Below are 19,946 nucleotides of genomic sequence, written 5' to 3' on the forward strand. Positions count from 1 at the left end.
AGGCGATTAAAATAGCCTTACTACCGCGTTTTAATTATCTACAACCAAGTACCAAAACGTTTTATGTAAAACTGTTTCATTAGCTGTGCAACAACACAATAACTGACTAACGTTAACACCAGCCAAGGGAAATATTCTATTGGTAATGGTTGTAATCCGATCCATTCACCGAATGGGGAGAACGGAATATAAAGACCAAGCGCCATTATCAACCCTGTGGTTAATAAGACGGGTAACGCCGCAGTGCTTTGAATAAACGGTATTTTTTGCGTACGTAACATATGAACAACTAAGGTTTGTGATAATAGCCCTTCAACAAACCAACCTGATTGGAATAATGCTTCATGAGCAACACTATTAGCTTGGAAAACGTACCACATCAAAGCAAAGGTAGTAATATCAAAAATGGATGATGTAGGACCTATCCATACCATAAAACGACCTATGTTTTTTGCATCCCATTTGCGTGGACGTTTTAAAAACTCTTTATCCATTTTATCCCAAGGCAAAGCCAGTTGAGAAATATCATATAACAAGTTTTGTACTAATAGATGAATCGCTAACATCGGTAAGAATGGAATAAAGGCGCTAGCGATCAAAACAGAAAATACGTTACCAAAGTTAGAACTTGCCGTCATATTTAGGTATTTAATGATATTGCCAAAGGTTTCTCGTCCTTTAATCACACCTTGTTCCAATACCATTAAATCTTTTTCTAACAAAATAATATCAGCAGATTCTTTTGCAATATCAGTTCCTGTATCAACGGAAATTCCCACATCTGCATCACGTAATGCCGGTGCATCATTGATTCCATCACCTAAGAAACCCACGGTATGACCATTGGCTTGCAATATTTTTAAAATTCTGGACTTTTGTAATGGTGTTAGCTTACAAAATACCGAGACTTGCTCAACTTTCTGTTTTAATTCTGTATCTGACATAGCCTCAACTTCAAGGCCAGTCATCATCTCACTCACATTTAAACCTACATCGTGACAGATCTTTTCCGTAATAATGGCGTTGTCACCCGTTAATACTTTTACGGTCACACCATTTTCACGTAAAGCTGCAATCGCTGAAATTGCGCTTTCTTTCGCCGGATCAAGAAACGTTAAAATACCACGCAATTCTAACTGTTGTTCCGCAACGGCAGAAAGTGGCAAACTGGCTTCATCACTATTTAGTGAGCGAGTGGCCAATAGCAACACGCGAAAACCTTGTCGATTATAATCACTGACTAATTCGGTAATCTGTTGTTTCGCTTGGGAGTCAAGTTGCTGAGATTGACCATTGTGTTGATAACTCGTACATACAGCAAGCATCTCTTCTGCTGCACCCTTACATATTAATAGTGCCTCTCCTTCTGGGGTCCTCACCGATACAGAGAGCTTACGACGAATAAAATCAAAGGGAAGTTCATCAATTTTTTGATAAGCACGCAATTGCTCTATTGCATTTTTTCCTCTGCCGCGCCGAATGATCGCTTGGTCCATCATATTCTTAGCACCGCTTTGGTTAAAACTATTCAACCATGCCAGTTGCAAAACTTGATTATCTTTTTCGCCGTTACTTCCTAAATAATGCTCTAAAATAATCCTATCCTGCGTTAATGTGCCTGTTTTATCAGTACAAAGTACATCCATTGCCCCAAAATTTTGAATCGCATTGAGCCTTTTTACAATCACCTTATGTTTAGACATGGCAATTGCGCCCTTGGCTAGATTTGAACTGACAATCATAGGTAGCATTTCAGGCGTTAAGCCAACCGCAACAGCCAGAGAGAATAACGTTGCCTCAAACCAATCACCTTTTGTAAAACCATTAATAAGTAAAACAATAGGCACCATAACCAACATAAAGCGAATGAGTAACCAACTAACGCTGTTGACTCCACGATCAAACGCCGTTTGCGCACGACTACCAACAATCGATTTGGCCAGTGAGCCAAGATAGGTTTTTGCGCCCGTTGCTACAACGATCCCTCTCGCTGTTCCACTGGTCACATTGGTTCCCATCAAACAAATATTAGAGATTTCCAACAATTCATTTTCGGTTGGTGAGATGGGATCAATGCTTTTCGCACTGACATCCCCCAGCGTGTCATATTTTTCTACTGGTATCGACTCCCCAGTTAATATCGCCTGACTAATAAATAGATCGCGAGACTCAACCAGTTTTAGATCTGCTGGAACCATATCCCCAGCAGATAACAAGACAATATCTCCTGGAACCAAACACTTGATGGGAACTTCCTTGCGTACTGAACGCCCTGTTTTATTGTCTCGACGGAACACCGTTGCGGTGGTACGAACAAGGAATTTCAACGCTTCAGCAGCCTTATTGGTTCGATATTCCTGCCAAAACCTTAATAATCCGCTTAATAACACCATGGTGACAATAATAATAACGCCTGTTAAATCAGTTTCTTCACCTTGGCGTTCAGGGATGAAATAGTCAGTGAAAAAACTCACTATTGCCAATGTCATTAAGACAAAAATGAAAGGATTTTTAAATGAGGAGAGGAGCTGCTTCCACGCTGGAGGGGCTTTCTCATGGGCAACTTCATTTTCGCCCTGTTCAACTAATCGATCGAGTGCCTCATTATCTGTCAAACCTAATAAATTAGTTTGATATTCATTAAGCACTTGTTCCATTGTTTTATTGGCTTGTTCGCCAACAATATATTTTTGGCGCGCAGTGGTCTTGGCACTTTTGCGCGGATGCCTGATTTCAGTCATAACGTTTATCTCTAATACGGTATTTACCGTGCTAATTGAACGCTATCTAACTGAAAATAAATTATTTACTCATAGCTAGATAGCTCCCATTTTTTACTCCATGACGGAGGGTGATCGTCCATTTCGGCTCCTTTAGTTAATAATTATTCAGCATTAGGCTGGTAGCTCTGATGCCACTTTCCAGTTAATTGCACTGACACTCTGTTCAATACTGATCCGGCAAACCAATGCTTCAATTTCTTTTTGCTCCGCCGGTGTTGCTAAAAATTCAGCAATAACTTCTAACTGTTCCGGTCTAAGCGTATCGGCACTGCTTAATGATTGCAGCCGGATATGTAATCCATTTATTGCTTGTAAAATTAATGTTCTAACTAAGATTTCATCGTCTTGATGACACATCACACGAATTTTATAACGTTGTTCAACATCAAGCGCTTGGGTTTGTGGTTGTTTATTAATTCTTTGTGCCGCTTCACGCAGTAGAATATTGGCACAAAGGATAAGCATCGTAGCCATCGTCGCTAAAGAGTACTGCCCGAGGCCACATAACACCCCAATACCAGCAGAGCACCAAAGTGTGGCCGCCGTATTCAAACCACGAATATTCATTCCTTCACGCATGATAACCCCGGCTCCCAGAAAACCTATTCCAGATACAACTTGTGCTGCGATTCTTCCTGGACTATCAGGTGAAGTGGTGACCGAACTCAAAATAAATACGGCAGCCCCTGTTGCGACTAACGCATTTGTGCGTAAACCCGCCATGCGCTGACGCCATTGACGTTCCGCACCAATTAAAGCACCTAAGCACATTGCGAAAACTAAATTTAAAATATCGGGAGTAAATAACATGATGATCCCTCCAAAAATAAATTGGATAATAAAAATAGGTAAAATATATTTCACCTAGCCTTAAGCATGAATAATAAAATAATTATTCAACGTTATAGGCTATTACCTGGAGGAAATAATGAATAGAAATAGAGATTCATGACCTTTACTCACAAAAAATACAACCTATTGATAAACAATAGTTATTTAATTAAGGAGTATCGAGAGAGTCAACGCTTGATACTGCCCACCATCGCGGCAAGCAGTTAATAGAAGGAATAATTAATTACTTGCCAATAAAATTAAATTTTTATTACAACTCTGACTGTCCAAGTAATTATCTCCTAACGAAATTTGCAAGAAGTATAGATTGCGTTATTTATGAAGTAAAGCTTTAAAATAATATTTCATAATAATTAGCTTTCTATGGGACTGACAAATATCCCATCTCCCCCTTCTTTTTCATTAAAAAACCAGATACCACCTGGGTATTCAGGTAGAGAAACTAAATACATTATGCCTTCATTAAAAGTTTCAATGAGTAATATTTTGCCTTCACGTCGTTCTTGGCCGTCAGTTTTGACATAAACACGATCATTAATTTTCATCAGATGGCGGTCTCCAGTAAAAGTGTACTGAAACCTAGTGTAGCGGGAATGAAAAAGCCCGTCATTAAAAATGACGGGCTTTAGAAAATCAGTTAAGCAATTAAGCTTAGATTGCAGTTACGTTAGCAGCTGCTGGGCCTTTCGCACCATTTTCAATGGTGAATTCAACTTGCTGGCCTTCTGCCAGAGTTTTGAAACCAGCGCCCTGAATGGCAGAGAAGTGAACGAAAACGTCTTTGCTACCATCAGCAGGAGTGATGAAACCGAAGCCTTTAGACTCGTTGAACCACTTAACTTGACCTTTCATTTTGTCGGACATTTGACTTTTCCTATATAACATCAAAAAAACTTGCCTTTTCGGCATATATGGGCCAGAGTCAGCTATTTAATCAGGAAAAAACCAAGATGAAGCGTCACGGTCAAAGGCTATCTGGGATAACTTTCTTCTTTAGAACACACTAACTCAGTAATCATACATCAAATAGGACTGCTAAACAGGCCGATGACCATTAACTCATGAGTTAAGGATAATAGCAACTATTTTATAGAGATTCCCCTGAAAAAAACGCTGTTTTTTAGGCTACGTCACTTTTCACGCTATTAAATTAACAATTTTTTCGCATTTTGTTGATAGATTGAAAGAATTATTGAGTCAATCCAAACGCTATCAATAAGATAATTCTTATGCCGTGACAATTACACTCAATTTTTTTCGTAACTGATATATAACAATTCGACTTACGCATGATACTCTTCATTGCATAGATGTCTTACAGAGAGCTATCACACCATGGATATCATTAAAAAAATACTTATCGAAGATTTGGACACTATCAATAAAAGCGAAAAGCGTGATGGTAAGCCGTACTTCAACAGTCAATTTATCGCTAACCATCCCTATTTATGTATCGGTATGGTTGCCGCTTATATTCCATTAGCGATTTTAGTCCTCTATGCCCCTTATTTTGGGTTGTACTGGATGCTTGGTTTTACCGCATTATTTATCATTTTAGCGGCTGTTCTGCTATTTGATATTAAACCTGTATATCGTTTTGAAGATATCGGTGTCCTTGACTTACGCGTTTGCTATAACGGTGAATGGTTTGTAACCGAGAAAGTTTCTGATACCTCGATTCAAAAAATCCTTGATTCGAATGATGTTAGTAGTGCAATCAAACAAGAAATTACACGTTTGGTCGAACTTAAAGGGATGGTTTCATTTTATGATATTTATCATATTGCCTATCCGGAAGTTCCTACACGAGTAGAAACACCATTAATGACTCAGAATAAAGCGCAATATCAATAAGCTAGAGTAAAAATCAACCATAATGCACAGTCCGTAACCAAACGAATTATTTTTGTGTTTTTATCGTTGACAGCCTGAGGCGATATCGTTAATATTCGCCTCGTTCTCAGGAACACTGCAATTCCTCCATAGTTCAGTCGGTAGAACGGCGGACTGTTAATCCGTATGTCGCTGGTTCAAGTCCAGCTGGAGGAGCCAAATTTGAAAAGCCCGCTTTATAGTGGGCTTTTTGCTATTAATGTTCGTTTTATTTCAACATAGCATTACGCCAACGCTGCACACCTTGCGCATTTCGCTGGTATTGCCTTATCGGCTCTAACACCAAGCTAAAAAAAGCAAAATATCCCTCACATAATTGATTGCGACCTAATAGGTTTACATGCGCGGGACAACCACCTTGACACACCATTTTCACCGCACATTGCTGGCATTCTTTACGGCGGCTTTTATTTTGTCCAAAAGGGAGCGAAATAGCAGAAGTGACAAATTCACTGAATCCCTGCTGTCCATTAAATTTGCCAAGATAATGGCTTTTATTTGCCTGATGGTCACAAGCATAAATTTCACCTTTTGTTTCCATCATCATATTCGTGCCGCAGCGCTCCGAATGAACACAGCTTGTGCTTACATGGGTAAAATATTGGCTGTATACTTGTTCGATATTCATTACAAAGACTTTGCCAATATGCGCCGACGCCTGCCACTGTCGATACACTGAACTTAAAAACTGTCCCCAGTTGTTTGCACTTAAGGTAAACCCTTGGTTAATCGCATCCCCTTCTAACATCAAGGGCTGAAATTGAATATAATGAGCGCCAAGCTCAACCAGATGGAGATAAATTTCTGTGCCTAAATGAGCAACCCCATCATGAACAACGGTTAATATATTAAATTCAATAGCAAACTGTTGCAGTAATTTAATGCCTTGTAGCACAGCCAGATAGCTTCCGTTATTACCGCGTCTGTCATGGCGATAGCGGTTATGAATATGTTCTGGACCATCAAGACTAACGCCAATGATAAAATCATGCTGTTTAAAGAAACGGCACCATGCCGGCGTTAATAACGTTGCATTTGTTTGCAATGTATTAATAATGCGGACACCTTGAGGCACATATTTTTGTTGTAAGGACATCGCTCGTTTATAAAAATCTAATCCTGCGAGTAGAGGTTCCCCACCTTGCCAGACAAAATTAATTTCTTTGGTATAGATGGGCTGGGATGCAATGTAATTTTTAATAAAAGGCTCCAGCATATCCTTTATCATCGGTGCCGCTTTTTGCTCATTATTTTGTGGATAATAGCAATAGTCACATTTTAAATTACAGCCCGAACCAACGGGCTTTAATAAAATATGAAAAGGAATCGCCGATCTGACCGATTTTTTATCAACGACAGGTGGATCATAAAACGCAATTTTCATTTTATCCTCCTATTACTGCCCTTTTTTCGACTCGATACGTTGGTTCGTTTTAGGATCGATACCAATATAATGCCCCGTTGATTCATCGATGCCGATATAATCTATCGCTTCGCCTTTAGCCTCGATAATCATGCCCGTCTCAGCAAATTGTTGATATTGCCCCTCTAATTTTTTTACAACTTCAGGGTATTTCGACGCTAAATCATGTGTTTCTAGTGGATCCTCTTTTAAATTAAAGAGCTGCCAAGGCGCCATTTCCGCTTTTGACGAACCTTTCACTAAACGTCTTAATTTCCAATCCCCGTCAATTAATGCAGCTTGATTATGTAATTCCACACCAAATAAATGTCGAGGATTAACCGTGCTTTCACCTAGGAAATGGGATTTAAAGCTTGTGCCTAACATCGGTAATGGATGGATATTTTTAATTTGTTTATTTGCATCAATACCTGCAAATTCATATAACGTTGGAGCGATGTCATAAACAGCCATCGGGGTATGGTCAATACTGCCTTTTTTGCCAATACCAGGGCCAGTAATAATCAGGTCAGTATTAATTCCACCTTGCGCGCTGGTTGTTTTATGGAAATTTGCATAAGGGGCATTGCTCACATTTGCCCAGTGAGGCCCAACAGATACAAATGAATTCTTACGACCAAGGTTTTCATAACTATTATCAAATTGTTCCCAATATTGCGGATCCGATTCATAATAAAAACCAGAAGCTGGATTAGCACCATTATCCGTAGCAAAAATAATAATGGTATTTTTCTCTCTACCAGTGGCCTTTAATGTATTTATGACACCGCCAATTTGATCATCCATATAGGCAATCATTGCAGCATATACTTGCATTGTTTTCGCAGCATAACGCTTTTCTTCAGGCGTTAACTGCTGCCATTCTTTATCTAAATCCAAATTGGGCATGGGGGTTTTATCATTGATAATACCCAATTCTTTGAGTCTATTTATACGTTGGCGATAAACTTTGCCAAATCCTTCATCGTATTTTCCATCAAATTTACTGATCCAATCGTCAGGCGCTTGAATGGGGTCATGCGGGGCAGTAAAAGCGAGGTAAGCAAATATAGGTTGGTCTTGCGGCGTTTCTTTTATCCATTGTTCAAGTTGTTGCGCATAATTTTTACTTGAATAAAAATCACTCGGCAATGATGTCTTTTCGCCATTTAACGTATAGTAAGTATGAAAACGTTCAACTGTTCCAAGTGGCATCGCATCATCAAAATGACTGGTTCCGCCTCCCATAAATGCAAATGCTTGATTAAAACCTCTGTCCGTTGGCCTTGCTCCTTTGGTATAACCTAAATGCCATTTACCTGACATCATGGTGTTATAGCCGGCATCTTGGAAACGCTCCGCCATAGTGACCACACGGTCGGTTAAACGCAGCTCATAGCCGGGTTGCCCTACCGTATTTTCATACCACCACATTCCCCCCATTCCTGCTTGTTGGTTGGTTGCCCCCGTCAACAGCATCGAGCGCGCAGGCGCAGACATCGGAGAGGTATAATATTGACTCATCCTAACACCTTGATTAGCCATTTCTTGTAAATTTGGCGTAGGGATTTCCCCTCCAAATGGGCTAATGTCAGAATATCCCATGTCATCGACAATGATGATCAAAACATTAGGCTTATCAATAGGCGCAGCAAATGTTGTACTAGAAATCACAGAGGTTAAAGCGACAGCTAACAGTGTTTTTTTCATTCAAGCTCACTCTCATTGTTAATTTTTTGTAGCTTTAACGTTAAATATAGTTTTCATCAATGACTATCGTTCTTAGGTACGATACCTATTGGTCCTATTTTTGCTGACATAACCGCCATATTGTTTATTTAGCAATCACTTGGCAATTTTTTTCATATTTATGCTTTACAAGCATCAATAGGATGGGTAATATTCGCCTCGTTCTCAGGAACATCGCAATTCCTCCATAGTTCAGTCGGTAGAACGGCGGACTGTTAATCCGTATGTCGCTGGTTCAAGTCCAGCTGGAGGAGCCAAATTTAAAAAGCCCGCTTTATAGCGGGCTTTTGCTATTTGAAGATAACCTCGCTTTTCCTATCACTATTTTTCACTACTATTTTTCACTACTATCGTCGTTTATTCATCACGTCTTTCCCCCTCGAAAGCACGTTACCATGCCCTATTCGATGAAACTTACAGCAATTCGATCACAGAACAAGCAATCAAACTTTTCTTACCGTTTCTTCTTTGACATTTCGATCCAGTAACGCTACTATTCCTCTCGCTTTAAGGAGTTCCTCCATAGTTCAGTCGGTAGAACGGCGGACTGTTAATCCGTATGTCGCTGGTTCGAGTCCAGCTGGAGGAGCCAACTTAATTCACCTACCTTTAGTACACTCCCTGTTTTTTCCTTTATGATAAATCCAAATTGAAAACGCTTATATTTCAAGATAATTGTCAATTAGCGTAGCTATTTTATCGTTTTCGTTTTATTATTCTGCTCCTGCTTGAGCATCTTGCTCATTACTCTATTTCCCCCTTTATGGAGCCGGTTTCATGACAACTGCAACAACTTTAACGATCCGCCGCCCAGATGATTGGCATGTTCATTTTCGCGATGGTGATATGCTGAAAACGGTTGTGCCCTATACTAGTCAGTTTTTCGGTCGTGCCATTGTCATGCCAAACCTTGTCCCCCCAGTTACGACCATTGAAATGGCTAAAGCCTATCGTGAACGCATTATGCAAGCGGTTCCTGTGGGTCATCAATTTACGCCATTAATGACTTGTTATTTAACCGATACGACGAATGCCGATGAACTCATTCGTGGTTTCCAAGAAGGGGTATTTACAGCGTGTAAGTTATACCCTGCTAATGCGACAACCAATTCAAGTCATGGTGTTTCTGATATCAAAAATATCTACTCAGCACTTGCTGCAATGGAGCAAGTTGGCATGCCACTATTGATCCATGGTGAAGTCACTTCAAGTGATATCGATATTTTTGACCGCGAGGCGCGTTTTATCGAGCAAGTCATGGAACCACTCAGAAAAAGGTTTCCTAAATTAAAAATTGTGTTTGAGCACATCACGACAAAAGAAGCTGCTCAATATGTACAAGAGGCAGACAATTATTTAGCTGCAACATTAACACCGCAACATTTAATGTTTAACCGTAATCACATGTTAGTGGGTGGTGTACGCCCTCACCTATATTGCTTACCTATTTTAAAGCGTAATGTGCATCAAGAAGCACTACGTGCAGCCGTTGCATCTGGTAATGAGCGCTTTTTCTTAGGGACCGATACGGCGCCTCACGTACAACATCGTAAAGAGTCATCTTGTGGTTGCGCAGGCGTATTTAATGCACCGACCGCACTCGCAGCTTATGCAACGGTATTTGAAGAACTCGGTGCACTGGCACATTTTGAAGCCTTTTGCTCATTAAATGGGCCTAAGTTCTATAATCTTCCTGTTAATGAGGGCTTTATCCAATTAACAAAAGAAAAAAATATCACTGCCTCATCGATTGATTGCGGTCATGATAAATTGATCCCATTTCTCGCTGATGAAGATGTATCTTGGTCTGTACGCGTTGTTAGCTAATCATTTTGACGGGAAGCTAATCACTTCCCGTTAGTCTATTAATCCCTTTTCTGTGACTTTTTTGCATAATCTGTCATTTAGATGCAAAAAAAACGACTTTCCTCTTTTCAAATGACAAAATCCTTTTATACTAAGTGATACTCGTTATGAGTATCTCGCCCTTAGTCAGTTATCGATATGTATTTATCACGTAGTATGATTAGGAGGTGTCTATGAATAGAAAAAATGATGTGATTCAAACCCACCCTGTTGTTGGTTGGGACATCAGTACCGTTGATGCCTATGATGCAATGATGCTGCGTTTGCATTATTTGCCAGAAAAAAGTGAAAATAGTGACAGTGCTGTTGTTGACAAGACAATGTGGTTAACAACCGATGTAGCAAGGCAGCTGATTAATATTCTACAAGCCGGTATCGATAAAATAGAATCTGGTGATTATGTAGAACCAGATTTTAAAACGCACTAGAGAAAGTAATGGATATTCGGGTTTATCCCCAATATCCATTAGCACATTCAATGCCTTCTTATTCTTAATTTAAATAGATTCAATCTTTATATTTAATATAGTTAATATTAATAGCATAAAATTGATAATTGTTATTTTCGTTTTATTATCAAAAACAAACAAAATTAATTATTTTTTATCATTAGTTTATTGACTTTAATATCCCTTACAATTTATTGTAATATTCTTTTCGAACAAGGATGTTCCTTATGAGAATACTAGTGATTGATGAGTGTTATTATACTCGAATTGGCATTACTGAATATTTATCATCTAATAAAAAATTAGAGTTTATCAGTGTGGGGTGTATTGATGAAGCGATTAGTTGTATTAATGACACCAAGCCGACAATAGTCCTTGTGAATTTAACTTACTATTGCCATCACTCTAATTATTGCTTATCACTAAAAAAACTTTTAACATCATCGAATGAAACAAGGTTTTATATTTATATCAATGCCACCTACCCAATATCAGACAAGCCATTATTATTAAAGGACAACTATTTTATTATGTCTAAAAAAATCATTATTCCTACTTTAGATAAAGTGATTAATGATTCAGAACATATCAAGGAAACAATAAAACTAACAAATAAATCAAACTCATCAATATTTACATTAAAAGAACAGTGCATTATTAATAGTTGGATGAATGAAACACCTAATCACCTTATTTCTAAAAAATTGGGGATCAGTAATAGTACGGTTTATTCACAAAAGAGGCATATCGTCACAAAAGTGTATGTTAAAAATCGTATAGAGCTTTTCTTTATTTATAATATTTTTAAATATCTCTATTAAAAAAAAGCCCTACATAGGGCTTTTTTAAAAATTAATTATCACTATTTAATAAGCCATCCTCTAAACGATGACGTGATTTATTAAATATTTTATTGCTGACTTCACGGCCTGCTCGGCGGGCACGTTGCTGCTCTTCAGGTAATTTCATTTCTTCAGTACATGCAGCGCTACAGCAGCCTTCATATTTCTCAGCACAAGATGGGCATTGGATAAATAATAAATGGCATCCATCATTCCGGCAATTAGTATGTGAGTCACAAGGTTCACCACATTGGTGACAATGCGCTAATACTTCATCAGTGATACGCTCTCCCATGCGGTTATCGAACACAAAGTTTTTCCCTTTGAAACGCAAAGGTAAACCCTGTTCTCTCGCTTTACGCGCATACTCAATAATACCACCTTCAACATGGTAGACGTTTTTAAAGCCATTATGCAGCATGTATGCGCTAGCTTTTTCACAACGGATCCCACCAGTACAGTACATGACAATGTTTTTATCTTTTTGTTGTTGCAACATGTCAACAGCCATTGGTAGTTGCTCTCTGAAAGTATCAGATGGCACTTCCAGTGCATTTTCGAAATGGCCTACTTCATATTCATAATGGTTGCGCATATCCACAAAAACAGTGTTTGGATCATCAATCATCTCATTCACTTGTTCCGCTTTGAGATACTGTCCCGTCTTTGAAGCGTCAAACGAATCATCTGTAATACCATCAGCAACCACACGATCACGAACTTTCATGCGAAGTACCCAGAAAGATTTTCCGTCATCGTCGATAGCAATGTTAAGGCGTAAGCCATCTAATTCAGGGCTAGTCTGATAAATAAGTTCGCGTAGTGCGTCAACCTTTGATGAAGGTATGCTGATTTGCGCATTGATACCTTCTTTAGCAATATACACTCGCCCAAACACATTAAGTGCTTTGAATTTCACATACCAATCATTTCTAAACTCGACCGGATCTTGGATATTGAAATATTTATAAAAAGAAATCGTTGTTCGCGGCTCAGTCTCAGCCAACATACGTTCTTTAAGAATTTTATTCGAAACTTGATTGTGTAACACTGGCATGGTGTTCTCTTTTCCTTTGTAACTAACTCATCGTTAAAGCTTAAAATCAGATGGTGTCCACGAAGTGTCCACACGAGCTCATTCGCCAATATTATCGCTGTTATTTTGTTAATAAAAAACCCCTAATGTTAAGGGGTTTTGTTTTTCAGTAATACAAAAGGGAAACTTGCCGTAATAGATGAGTTTATTTCAACGTGAAATTAAGTTATATTATAACATTAAAATTTGACATTATTTACTCAATCCGACTCATTAACATAGATCGCCTATGAAATTCAAAGCGTTGCTTCTTGTTCTCTGTTTAATATTCACAGCAAAAAGTATTTCTCATCCTCATAGCTTTATCGATATGCAAGTAGTGCCAGATATCAAGCAACAGCAATTTATTGGCCTAACGTTTACTTGGAAAATGGATCCCATGACGTCCGCTGATATTGCTTATGAACTGAAAAATAGTAAGGAAGATGACCCTAAATGGAAAGCTCAGGCAGCAACGCTTATGGCAAATATTCTAGCTCAAGACTATTTCACCGATTTTTATTCGCAAGGCAAAAAAGTGGCCTTCCACACAATACCGAGCCATTACCAATTACGCCGTGAAGGGCTGCAACTAATTTTCTCTTTTAGCATGGTTTTGAAACAGCCTATCGCGATAAAAGGTTCAAATATCGAGTTCATGACCTATGACCCCACCTTTTTTGTCAGCATGACTTACCCCAATCAGCAATCGGTGATTGCCCCACAAGCGCTTAATGCCGCATCATGCCACCTCACCTTGCAAGAGCCTAACGTGTCTGACGAATTACGTTTCTATGCTTATTCACTTGATATTAATCAGACACCTGAAGAGGACACAACCTTAGGGCTGCAATTTGCTCAGAAGGTAAAAATACAATGCCAATAAGTCGATTAGCTCAAGTTTTACGCCCCAAAATTGTTATCAGTCTTTTATTATTCGTAACTCTTAGCGCTGTTGCTTATCAAATTTACCAGTACTGGCCCCTTTGGTTACAAACCAGTGTTGCTTGGCAACGTCAGTTAAATCTTTCTCTGACTGAGTTATTGCAATCAACTCAACGAGCCCCTTTACAAGCAGGAAGCTTACTTGTCGCGGTCAGCTTTCTCTATGGCTTTTTACATGCGGTTGGCCCTGGCCATGGTAAATTGATTATTAGTACTTATATTGCAACACAACCAACTCGCCTAAAACAGAGTGTCCTACTCAGTTTACTGGCCTCCCTGTTACAAGGTGGTGTGGCGATTGTCCTCGTCTCCGTTATCTTAGTCGTTTTCCAATTATCCACCCGCCACCTCAATATAGTCAGCTTATACAGTGAAAAACTCAGCTATGCATTCGTCATCTTGCTCGGTTTTTTGTTCTGTTTAAAGGCGATTCACCAGTGGTATAAAACCGCTCAAAGACGCCCGGCATCTGTATGGAAAATACACACAATTTCACCATCGAAACTAAGCCATGGCGCCGTTCTTAAACCGACACTGTCCACGGATGCTGTTTGCGGTTGTGGTCATCAACACGTTGTTTCAAGTAGTCAATTACAAACGAGTATACGTACACAAATCCTTGTCGTGCTCTCTATGGGGCTACGCCCTTGTTCAGGGGCGATACTTGTTTTGCTATTTTCGTCAGTAATAGGCGTTTATCTGTGGGGAGTACTTGCCGCCCTAGCGATGGCAATGGGGACAGCCTTAACGATTTGTTTAATCGCTTGTTTTGTCTATTTTATGCGTGATAGCGCAATGCGGATAACGAAAACGCGCAGTCCCCCTTTTTCGCCGTATTGGGGAATAGCGATTAGCTTATGTGCTGGGATTGTGTTTATCTTGTTAGGTGTCTTGATGTACCAAAGCTTAACACTCAATGAAGTGAGTTCACCTTTACTTACGCCTCGAATACACTGAGTAATATGCGAAAAAAAGGAGGGCTCCCCCTCCTTGGCATCTGCCGAAGTTACGATGAGGTAGCTACATCGTAAGCGCAATGTCAACTGTCTAAACTGAATGTGACCAGAACCCTCCTCTCTGGCCACCTGTTATTTCTAACCAATAAGTTCAATACGAGCAGGCAATCCTTGTCTTACCGATGCTCCTGAAACCCAATCTAACCACGTGTTTGCCACTTCACGCGTTGGGTCGGCAAAACCTAGGTCATTTAGGTTGATACCTGAACCATTCGCTGCATTCATCGGCATCGGTTCACCATCAAGAAAGTGCTGTTTCGCCCCCATTTCTTTGTGACCATAGCCATGTTCAATCGCAAGTACCCCTGGCATCACACCGTCTAATACACTGATTTGAGCTTCTACATGACCTCCTGGCGTCGTGATTTTGACCCAATCGCCATGTTTAACACCCATTTTTTGTGCATCATTAGGGTGAATAGCCACAAGGTTGGTCGGCTTCACATGGCGTAAGCGTTCAATCATCGTGGTAGAACTGCTCATAACATGTGATTTAAATGACATGAGTTTTAATGGCCATTCGTTTGGTGGGAAGATATTGTTGACATCCTCACCATTAGCTAAACGCGGTGGATAATAGGTTGGACATCCACTGTAACGCTCGCCTGTAATGGCATGGCGATTAACCGCAACCGTTGGGTTCCAAATCTGTAAACCTTTTTTCCATTGTGGTCCTGTCGCATCACCATCCCATGCTTTTTCATAAGGAGCAAAACGACCACCACGTGTATAGATATAGGCTACGCGTCTGATCTCTTCAGGTTTTAGTGTTTTCTCCATGGCTGGCATAATGCGTTCCACACCACTGAGCTGAATGTCTTCGCTTGCCGCTTCTGGTACAGGCTTCTCACCCAACCAAGCCATATTCGCTGCCACACGTAGATAATAATCTTCTGCACTGTTCAATGAATGTTTATTGCCATCCATATCTTCAATAACGTTATCACCAAATCCTGGAAGGTTTAGTTCTTTAGCGACCGCAATACAGAATGCTTCCATCGAAATAGGCTGACCATCCGCCGTTTTCGCGGTACGCGGCTCAACAATCGGCCAGCGAGCTGTACTTGCTTTGACCTGGACACCAGACCAAGGAGCACTGAATCCCCAACTTTCAAAATTATGAGTATCAGGAATGATATAGTCAGCCAATGCGGTGGTTTCATTCATAAAGGCATCAATACCAATGATAAGAGGAAGATGTTTTGGATCTTTCAGTTTCTCTTCCATCACTTGACGGATCCCTGCAATACCGTAAACAGGGTTCGTCATATTGGTGATCCACGCCTTCAATTGATAAGGATATCCCATCAGTGCCGATGCTAATTGCTCTGTTAATTGGCCTTTAGCAAACGGATACCAAGGTGCTTTCGCAGGATAAGGTGATTCACCCGCAGCGACACGAGCCTTGAATTCATCAGATTTTTCATAGACTTCGTTACTACGTGATAATACGACACCCTTTGGTTTCACTTTACCTGCATAGCTCGCTATCTTATAACGAGGACCATCGGTTTCGCCGTTAAATTTGCCGCCACCAACAGAGACTCCCCCTTTGAGGTTTAAGTTACCAATCAGTGCATTCAACATAATGACCGACCAAGCGGTATAAAAACCATTGCCTCCCATCATCCCACCATGGGAAATTACAGCGGCTTGACGATCATAAGAGGTCAAGGCGCGACCCAATGATTCGATCGTCTTCACAGGAACTTGGCAACGTTCGCTATACTCTTCTAGAGTCATGCGCTCAGCCGCTTCTTTTAAGCATTGGAAACTTGATTTCACAGTAACTTCACTACCATCATGTAACGTTACTTTACGCGTCACAAACAGTTGTGCATTCGTTACATCATCAGCAAGTTTTAGCTCACCCGATGCATCCTGTACCAAGTATGCTTTTTTACTTTGTTCATCATCCGCAACTTGTCCATTCAAGTGTGAAGCAAGTAATAATTGTCCTGCTAATGGATGTGCGTCATCAGTGATCACCAAGTGCGTCGAGTTAGTCCAACTCTTCTCCCCCGCTGCTTGCATCGATTTTTCGCTCGGCACACTCAAATAGGCCGCATTATAACGCTCATTTTCGATGATCCAGCGGATCATTCCCATGACGAGCGCGGCATCAGTACCCGGTTGAACAGGTACCCAATGACCATGATCGTTAGCAAGTGTTGTCGTTAACGGTAATGCAGGCGCAACTACGACATAGTTAAAATTATCTCGTAAACGAGCAGACGCTAATTGGCGACCTTGACGTTTAAATGGGTTACCTGACTGTGCTGGTGAGGTTCCAATAAATAAGGCAAAACGAACGTTATCCCAATCGGGTTTGACGTGTGCGTTTTTATCCAAATCATCCATTAATGCACCAGAACCCGCACGATAGGCTAAACCACAATAGGAGCCGTGGGCACCAAAGTTCTTGCTACCAAACGCATTTTGCGCAAAGCGTCGAATGAAACCATCTCGGCCATCATCCCCAGCATTAGTGACTAATAATTGGTTTGCTTTTGGACCTAATTTGGGTTGTGCAGGATCCAGAGGGGTTTCGAGGTCACGAATAGCACGTAGTCCATCAACATGTCCCTCTCCAAATAAATCACCGCCCTCAACCACTTCTTTAATCAGTTGCTCAAAACTAATACGTTCCCATTTACCTTCACCACGCTGACCAACACGCTTCATTGGCTCTAGGATACGTAACGGACTCGTTAGTCCTTCCATCAACGTCGCACCACGTGCACATGCCGTTGAACGATGCTCTAAACCACTTTCTCCCCCCATTTTGTTGAAGGCCGTTTTCAAAGGCATACCGTAAGGAAAATGCTTTTCATGAGAAAGTGGATGGTATGGGTTACCTGCAATACGTAATACTTCATTCTTTGCCGTATCAACACGTGCGCGAATACCACACTGTGTCCAACAACCGAAGCATTGTGTCATGGCAACGACTTGTTCTGGATTTTCCTTCCAGCCACCATTCGCTTGGCCTTCAGGACGTAATGAGTTGCCATTGATACGATCTAATGTCACTTTACCGGAGGTGCCATTGGCGAGGCCATCGACTGCACGCTTAGCAACGTCACGGTAACCTGCACCAAACAGTGCTAATCCACCGACAACTAAACCACCTTTAAGCCATTGACGTCTTGAGAATTTAGCCATGTTGCACTCTCCTTGCAAACCAACGAACACCTTCACGAACGATAATAATTAGTGCAATCCACAATCCGAATGTACCGAGTAATGCGAGTAGCCCATCAGTGCCCATCGGGAAATGATATGGATTAACGATAACGTTGTATTTTGGTACCGCTTGAACTTCCATCAAGAATACCCAACGTAAACTCCAAGTTAGCCCCATCGCGACTAATGCAGCAACGGTGATATAACCTATCGAACGAGTCGCCTTCAGATTGAATACTGACATCAATAACGCGGCAACCCATAGTGCACAAATCCCCATTAACATCCACCAGCCAGGGCTTGCTACATCGAGTTGATGACGTACTGCAATACCTGAAATGGTGTCACCTGATAACCATAATGCGAAGCACACGGCTAATAAAAGTAAGGTGATGACCTGAAAACGTGCTAGACGTTGTTGATATTGTGGCTCACGTCGTGCACCTAAACCGATTAAAGCGGGCACTGCTTGCATTGCACTGAAGAATAGCAATACTGGGATCCACCAGCTAAACCAAATTGGTCGTGCGATTAATACTGACGCTTCACGTCCGGTATACAGCAATAACCCTATGGCGGATAGAGCAGACAATAGCGCAACCCAACGCGTTGCTTTAAACTCTTTTTTCCAAATAAACTTAACCAAGAGTGCGATGAAATACAGGCCAGTAAAGGTCGTAAATAAAGGTAACAGCACAGATCCCCACCACATCCATGACCAAATGGTTGGATGGGCATAGAAATGCCATACACGAGCCGTTTGGTGCAGATCCGCTGTCAATGCTAATGGTGCTGTAATACCCATCGTTATCGTGATAAATACCGCTATCATTTCTAAACGGCTATTTTCACTCTTAGCTTGCCAGTGTAAGTAACAAGCGTACAAGGTTGCACATGCTGCAATACCGATAAAAAAGAAATACTGAACCGCCCAAGGCAACCAAAAAAACTCTTGCGGTTGAGCCATAATTTCTGAGATATAAGCCACTTGTTCACTCATCAGAACACCTCCTGCCACAGTGCTGGTTGCCCTTTGCCGGCTAACGGCTGAACAAAAGCATCATCCAGACCTAAATAAAACACTTGCGGTAATGTGCCACTTTCAGGTTTAAGAACTTTAATTTCTGCTTCATGTTCTGTGAGCATTTTCCGAATAGTACTATTCGGATCTTTTAAATCACCGATAATGCGTGCCCCACCAACACAGGATTCAACACAAGCAGGTAATAATCCCACCTCAAGGCGATGAGCACAGAAAGTACATTTATCTGCGGTTTGTGTTGTGTGGTTGATAAAACGCGCATCGTATGGGCAGGCTTGAACACAATAGGCGCAGCCAACACAGCGTTCATTATCAATCACCACGATGCCATCTTCACGTTGGAACGTTGCTTGCACAGGACAAACAGGCACACAAGGTGGGTTATCGCAATGGTTACATAAACGGGGCAACAGGACGTTTGTCAGCCCTTCTTCACCTTGCAAAGAGACTTGATATTGGTTAACCGTCGTCCGGAATTGGCCTTGTGGCGTCTGATTCTCAACAGCACAGCTAACAGTACATGATTGACAACCGACACAGCGGCGTAAATCGATCAGCATTCCATAACGCTTTTCAGGATTACCTTCACGACGAGTTGGAGCGAAATTAAGTCCTGCTTCAGCAATCGGTATCAACGATGCCCCGGCAGTCACAGCTCCTAATTGTTGTAGAAATTTTCGTTTACTCAGATCCATAATTGGCTCCAGTAGGACATTGCTAATGCTAAAATAGAGGATAAAAATTGCTATTCTTTTGGTTTTACAGGTTTTATTTACCTGTTACATCAAGCTATTTTTGATAACCCCAGTAATTCTTATTTCTCTTTAAAAACGGTGTGTTATCTTT

General features: G+C 40.8%; 16 protein-coding genes and 3 tRNA genes. 9 read left to right on the forward strand and 10 right to left on the reverse strand.

Features of this window, described 5'->3' with window-relative positions; all coding sequences use genetic code 11:
- Positions 1-38: 38 nt before the first annotated feature.
- The 4 genes from mgtA to cspE all read right to left on the reverse strand — a co-directional run bounded on the left by mgtA (position 39) and on the right by cspE (position 4,499).
- Complete coding sequence (gene mgtA, locus M1F03_RS12365) at positions 39-2,741, reverse strand: magnesium-translocating P-type ATPase (protein WP_318839941.1); 2,703 nt, start codon at positions 2,739-2,741, stop codon at positions 39-41.
- Between the two features lie 153 nt (positions 2,742-2,894).
- On the reverse strand, positions 2,895-3,593 hold the full coding sequence (locus tag M1F03_RS12370; RefSeq protein ID WP_154621814.1) for an MgtC family protein: 699 nt from the start codon (positions 3,591-3,593) through the stop codon (positions 2,895-2,897).
- A gap of 395 nt (positions 3,594-3,988) precedes the next feature.
- On the reverse strand, positions 3,989-4,180 hold the full coding sequence (gene dsrB / locus M1F03_RS12375) for a protein DsrB (RefSeq protein WP_195848191.1): 192 nt from the start codon (positions 4,178-4,180) through the stop codon (positions 3,989-3,991).
- 106 nt (positions 4,181-4,286) lie between these two features.
- Positions 4,287-4,499 carry a transcription antiterminator/RNA stability regulator CspE gene (cspE, locus tag M1F03_RS12380; protein ID WP_008911725.1) on the reverse strand — a complete coding sequence of 71 codons (213 nt, stop codon included), beginning with the start codon at positions 4,497-4,499 and terminating at the stop codon, positions 4,287-4,289.
- 471 nt (positions 4,500-4,970) lie between these two features.
- Between cspE and M1F03_RS12385 the strand changes: the two genes are divergently transcribed.
- Together M1F03_RS12385 and M1F03_RS12390 are read left to right on the forward strand one after the other, a co-directional pair.
- Positions 4,971-5,489: a YlaC family protein gene (locus M1F03_RS12385; protein WP_154624497.1), complete on the forward strand. Its 519-nt coding sequence runs from the start codon at positions 4,971-4,973 to the stop codon at positions 5,487-5,489.
- Positions 5,490-5,611: 122 nt separating this feature from the next.
- Positions 5,612-5,687, forward strand: a tRNA-Asn gene (locus M1F03_RS12390).
- 49 nt (positions 5,688-5,736) lie between these two features.
- Here M1F03_RS12390 and M1F03_RS12395 read toward each other — a convergent pair.
- Positions 5,737-6,912, reverse strand: a complete 1,176-nt coding sequence (locus M1F03_RS12395; RefSeq protein ID WP_251464437.1) for an anaerobic sulfatase maturase — start codon at positions 6,910-6,912, stop codon at positions 5,737-5,739.
- Between the two features lie 12 nt (positions 6,913-6,924).
- The gene (locus M1F03_RS12400; RefSeq protein WP_251464438.1) at positions 6,925-8,640 is read right to left on the reverse strand and encodes an arylsulfatase; all 1,716 of its coding nucleotides are present in this window, start codon (positions 8,638-8,640) and stop codon (positions 6,925-6,927) included.
- A gap of 220 nt (positions 8,641-8,860) precedes the next feature.
- Here M1F03_RS12400 and M1F03_RS12405 point away from each other — a divergent pair.
- From M1F03_RS12405 to M1F03_RS12425, 5 genes are all read left to right on the forward strand, one after another.
- Positions 8,861-8,936, forward strand: a tRNA-Asn gene (locus M1F03_RS12405).
- 259 nt (positions 8,937-9,195) lie between these two features.
- Positions 9,196-9,271 (forward strand) — tRNA-Asn (locus tag M1F03_RS12410).
- 185 nt (positions 9,272-9,456) lie between these two features.
- Positions 9,457-10,506 (forward strand): dihydroorotase, encoded by a 1,050-nt coding sequence (gene pyrC / locus M1F03_RS12415; protein WP_154624502.1) that lies wholly within the window; start codon positions 9,457-9,459, stop codon positions 10,504-10,506.
- Positions 10,507-10,718: 212 nt separating this feature from the next.
- Positions 10,719-10,973: a biofilm formation regulator BssS gene (bssS, locus tag M1F03_RS12420; protein WP_251464439.1), complete on the forward strand. Its 255-nt coding sequence runs from the start codon at positions 10,719-10,721 to the stop codon at positions 10,971-10,973.
- Between the two features lie 248 nt (positions 10,974-11,221).
- On the forward strand, positions 11,222-11,815 hold the full coding sequence (locus tag M1F03_RS12425; protein ID WP_163862390.1) for a LuxR C-terminal-related transcriptional regulator: 594 nt from the start codon (positions 11,222-11,224) through the stop codon (positions 11,813-11,815).
- Positions 11,816-11,846: 31 nt separating this feature from the next.
- Here M1F03_RS12425 and M1F03_RS12430 read toward each other — a convergent pair whose 3' ends face one another.
- On the reverse strand, positions 11,847-12,893 hold the full coding sequence (locus M1F03_RS12430) for a rhodanese-related sulfurtransferase (protein ID WP_154623002.1): 1,047 nt from the start codon (positions 12,891-12,893) through the stop codon (positions 11,847-11,849).
- Positions 12,894-13,161: 268 nt separating this feature from the next.
- Between M1F03_RS12430 and M1F03_RS12435 the strand changes: the two genes are divergently transcribed.
- Both M1F03_RS12435 and M1F03_RS12440 read left to right on the forward strand, forming a co-directional pair.
- Entirely contained in the window at positions 13,162-13,797 is a 636-nt protein-coding gene (locus M1F03_RS12435; protein WP_154623003.1) for a DUF1007 family protein, read from the forward strand.
- A complete protein-coding gene (locus M1F03_RS12440; protein WP_251464440.1) occupies positions 13,788-14,813 on the forward strand; it encodes a nickel/cobalt transporter in 1,026 nt (341 codons plus the stop codon). Before M1F03_RS12435 ends, M1F03_RS12440 begins: the two co-directional genes overlap by 10 nt.
- A 137-nt stretch (positions 14,814-14,950) precedes the next feature.
- Here the strand turns inward: M1F03_RS12440 and ttrA are convergent, their stop codons facing one another.
- From ttrA to ttrB, 3 genes are read right to left on the reverse strand one after another with little or no spacing between them, the layout of a single operon-like run.
- Positions 14,951-18,037 (reverse strand): tetrathionate reductase subunit TtrA, encoded by a 3,087-nt coding sequence (gene ttrA / locus M1F03_RS12445; protein WP_163862398.1) that lies wholly within the window; start codon positions 18,035-18,037, stop codon positions 14,951-14,953.
- Positions 18,030-19,058, reverse strand: coding sequence for a tetrathionate reductase subunit TtrC (ttrC, locus tag M1F03_RS12450; protein WP_154623006.1), 1,029 nt, complete (start codon positions 19,056-19,058; stop codon positions 18,030-18,032). The genes ttrA and ttrC overlap by 8 nt, the downstream gene beginning before the upstream one ends.
- On the reverse strand, positions 19,058-19,795 hold the full coding sequence (ttrB, locus tag M1F03_RS12455) for a tetrathionate reductase subunit TtrB (RefSeq protein WP_154623007.1): 738 nt from the start codon (positions 19,793-19,795) through the stop codon (positions 19,058-19,060). Before ttrB ends, ttrC begins: the two co-directional genes overlap by 1 nt.
- Positions 19,796-19,946: the final 151 nt, after the last annotated feature.

This window comes from Providencia sp. PROV080 (assembly GCF_033688105.1).
GTDB lineage: Bacteria > Pseudomonadota > Gammaproteobacteria > Enterobacterales > Enterobacteriaceae > Providencia > Providencia zhejiangensis.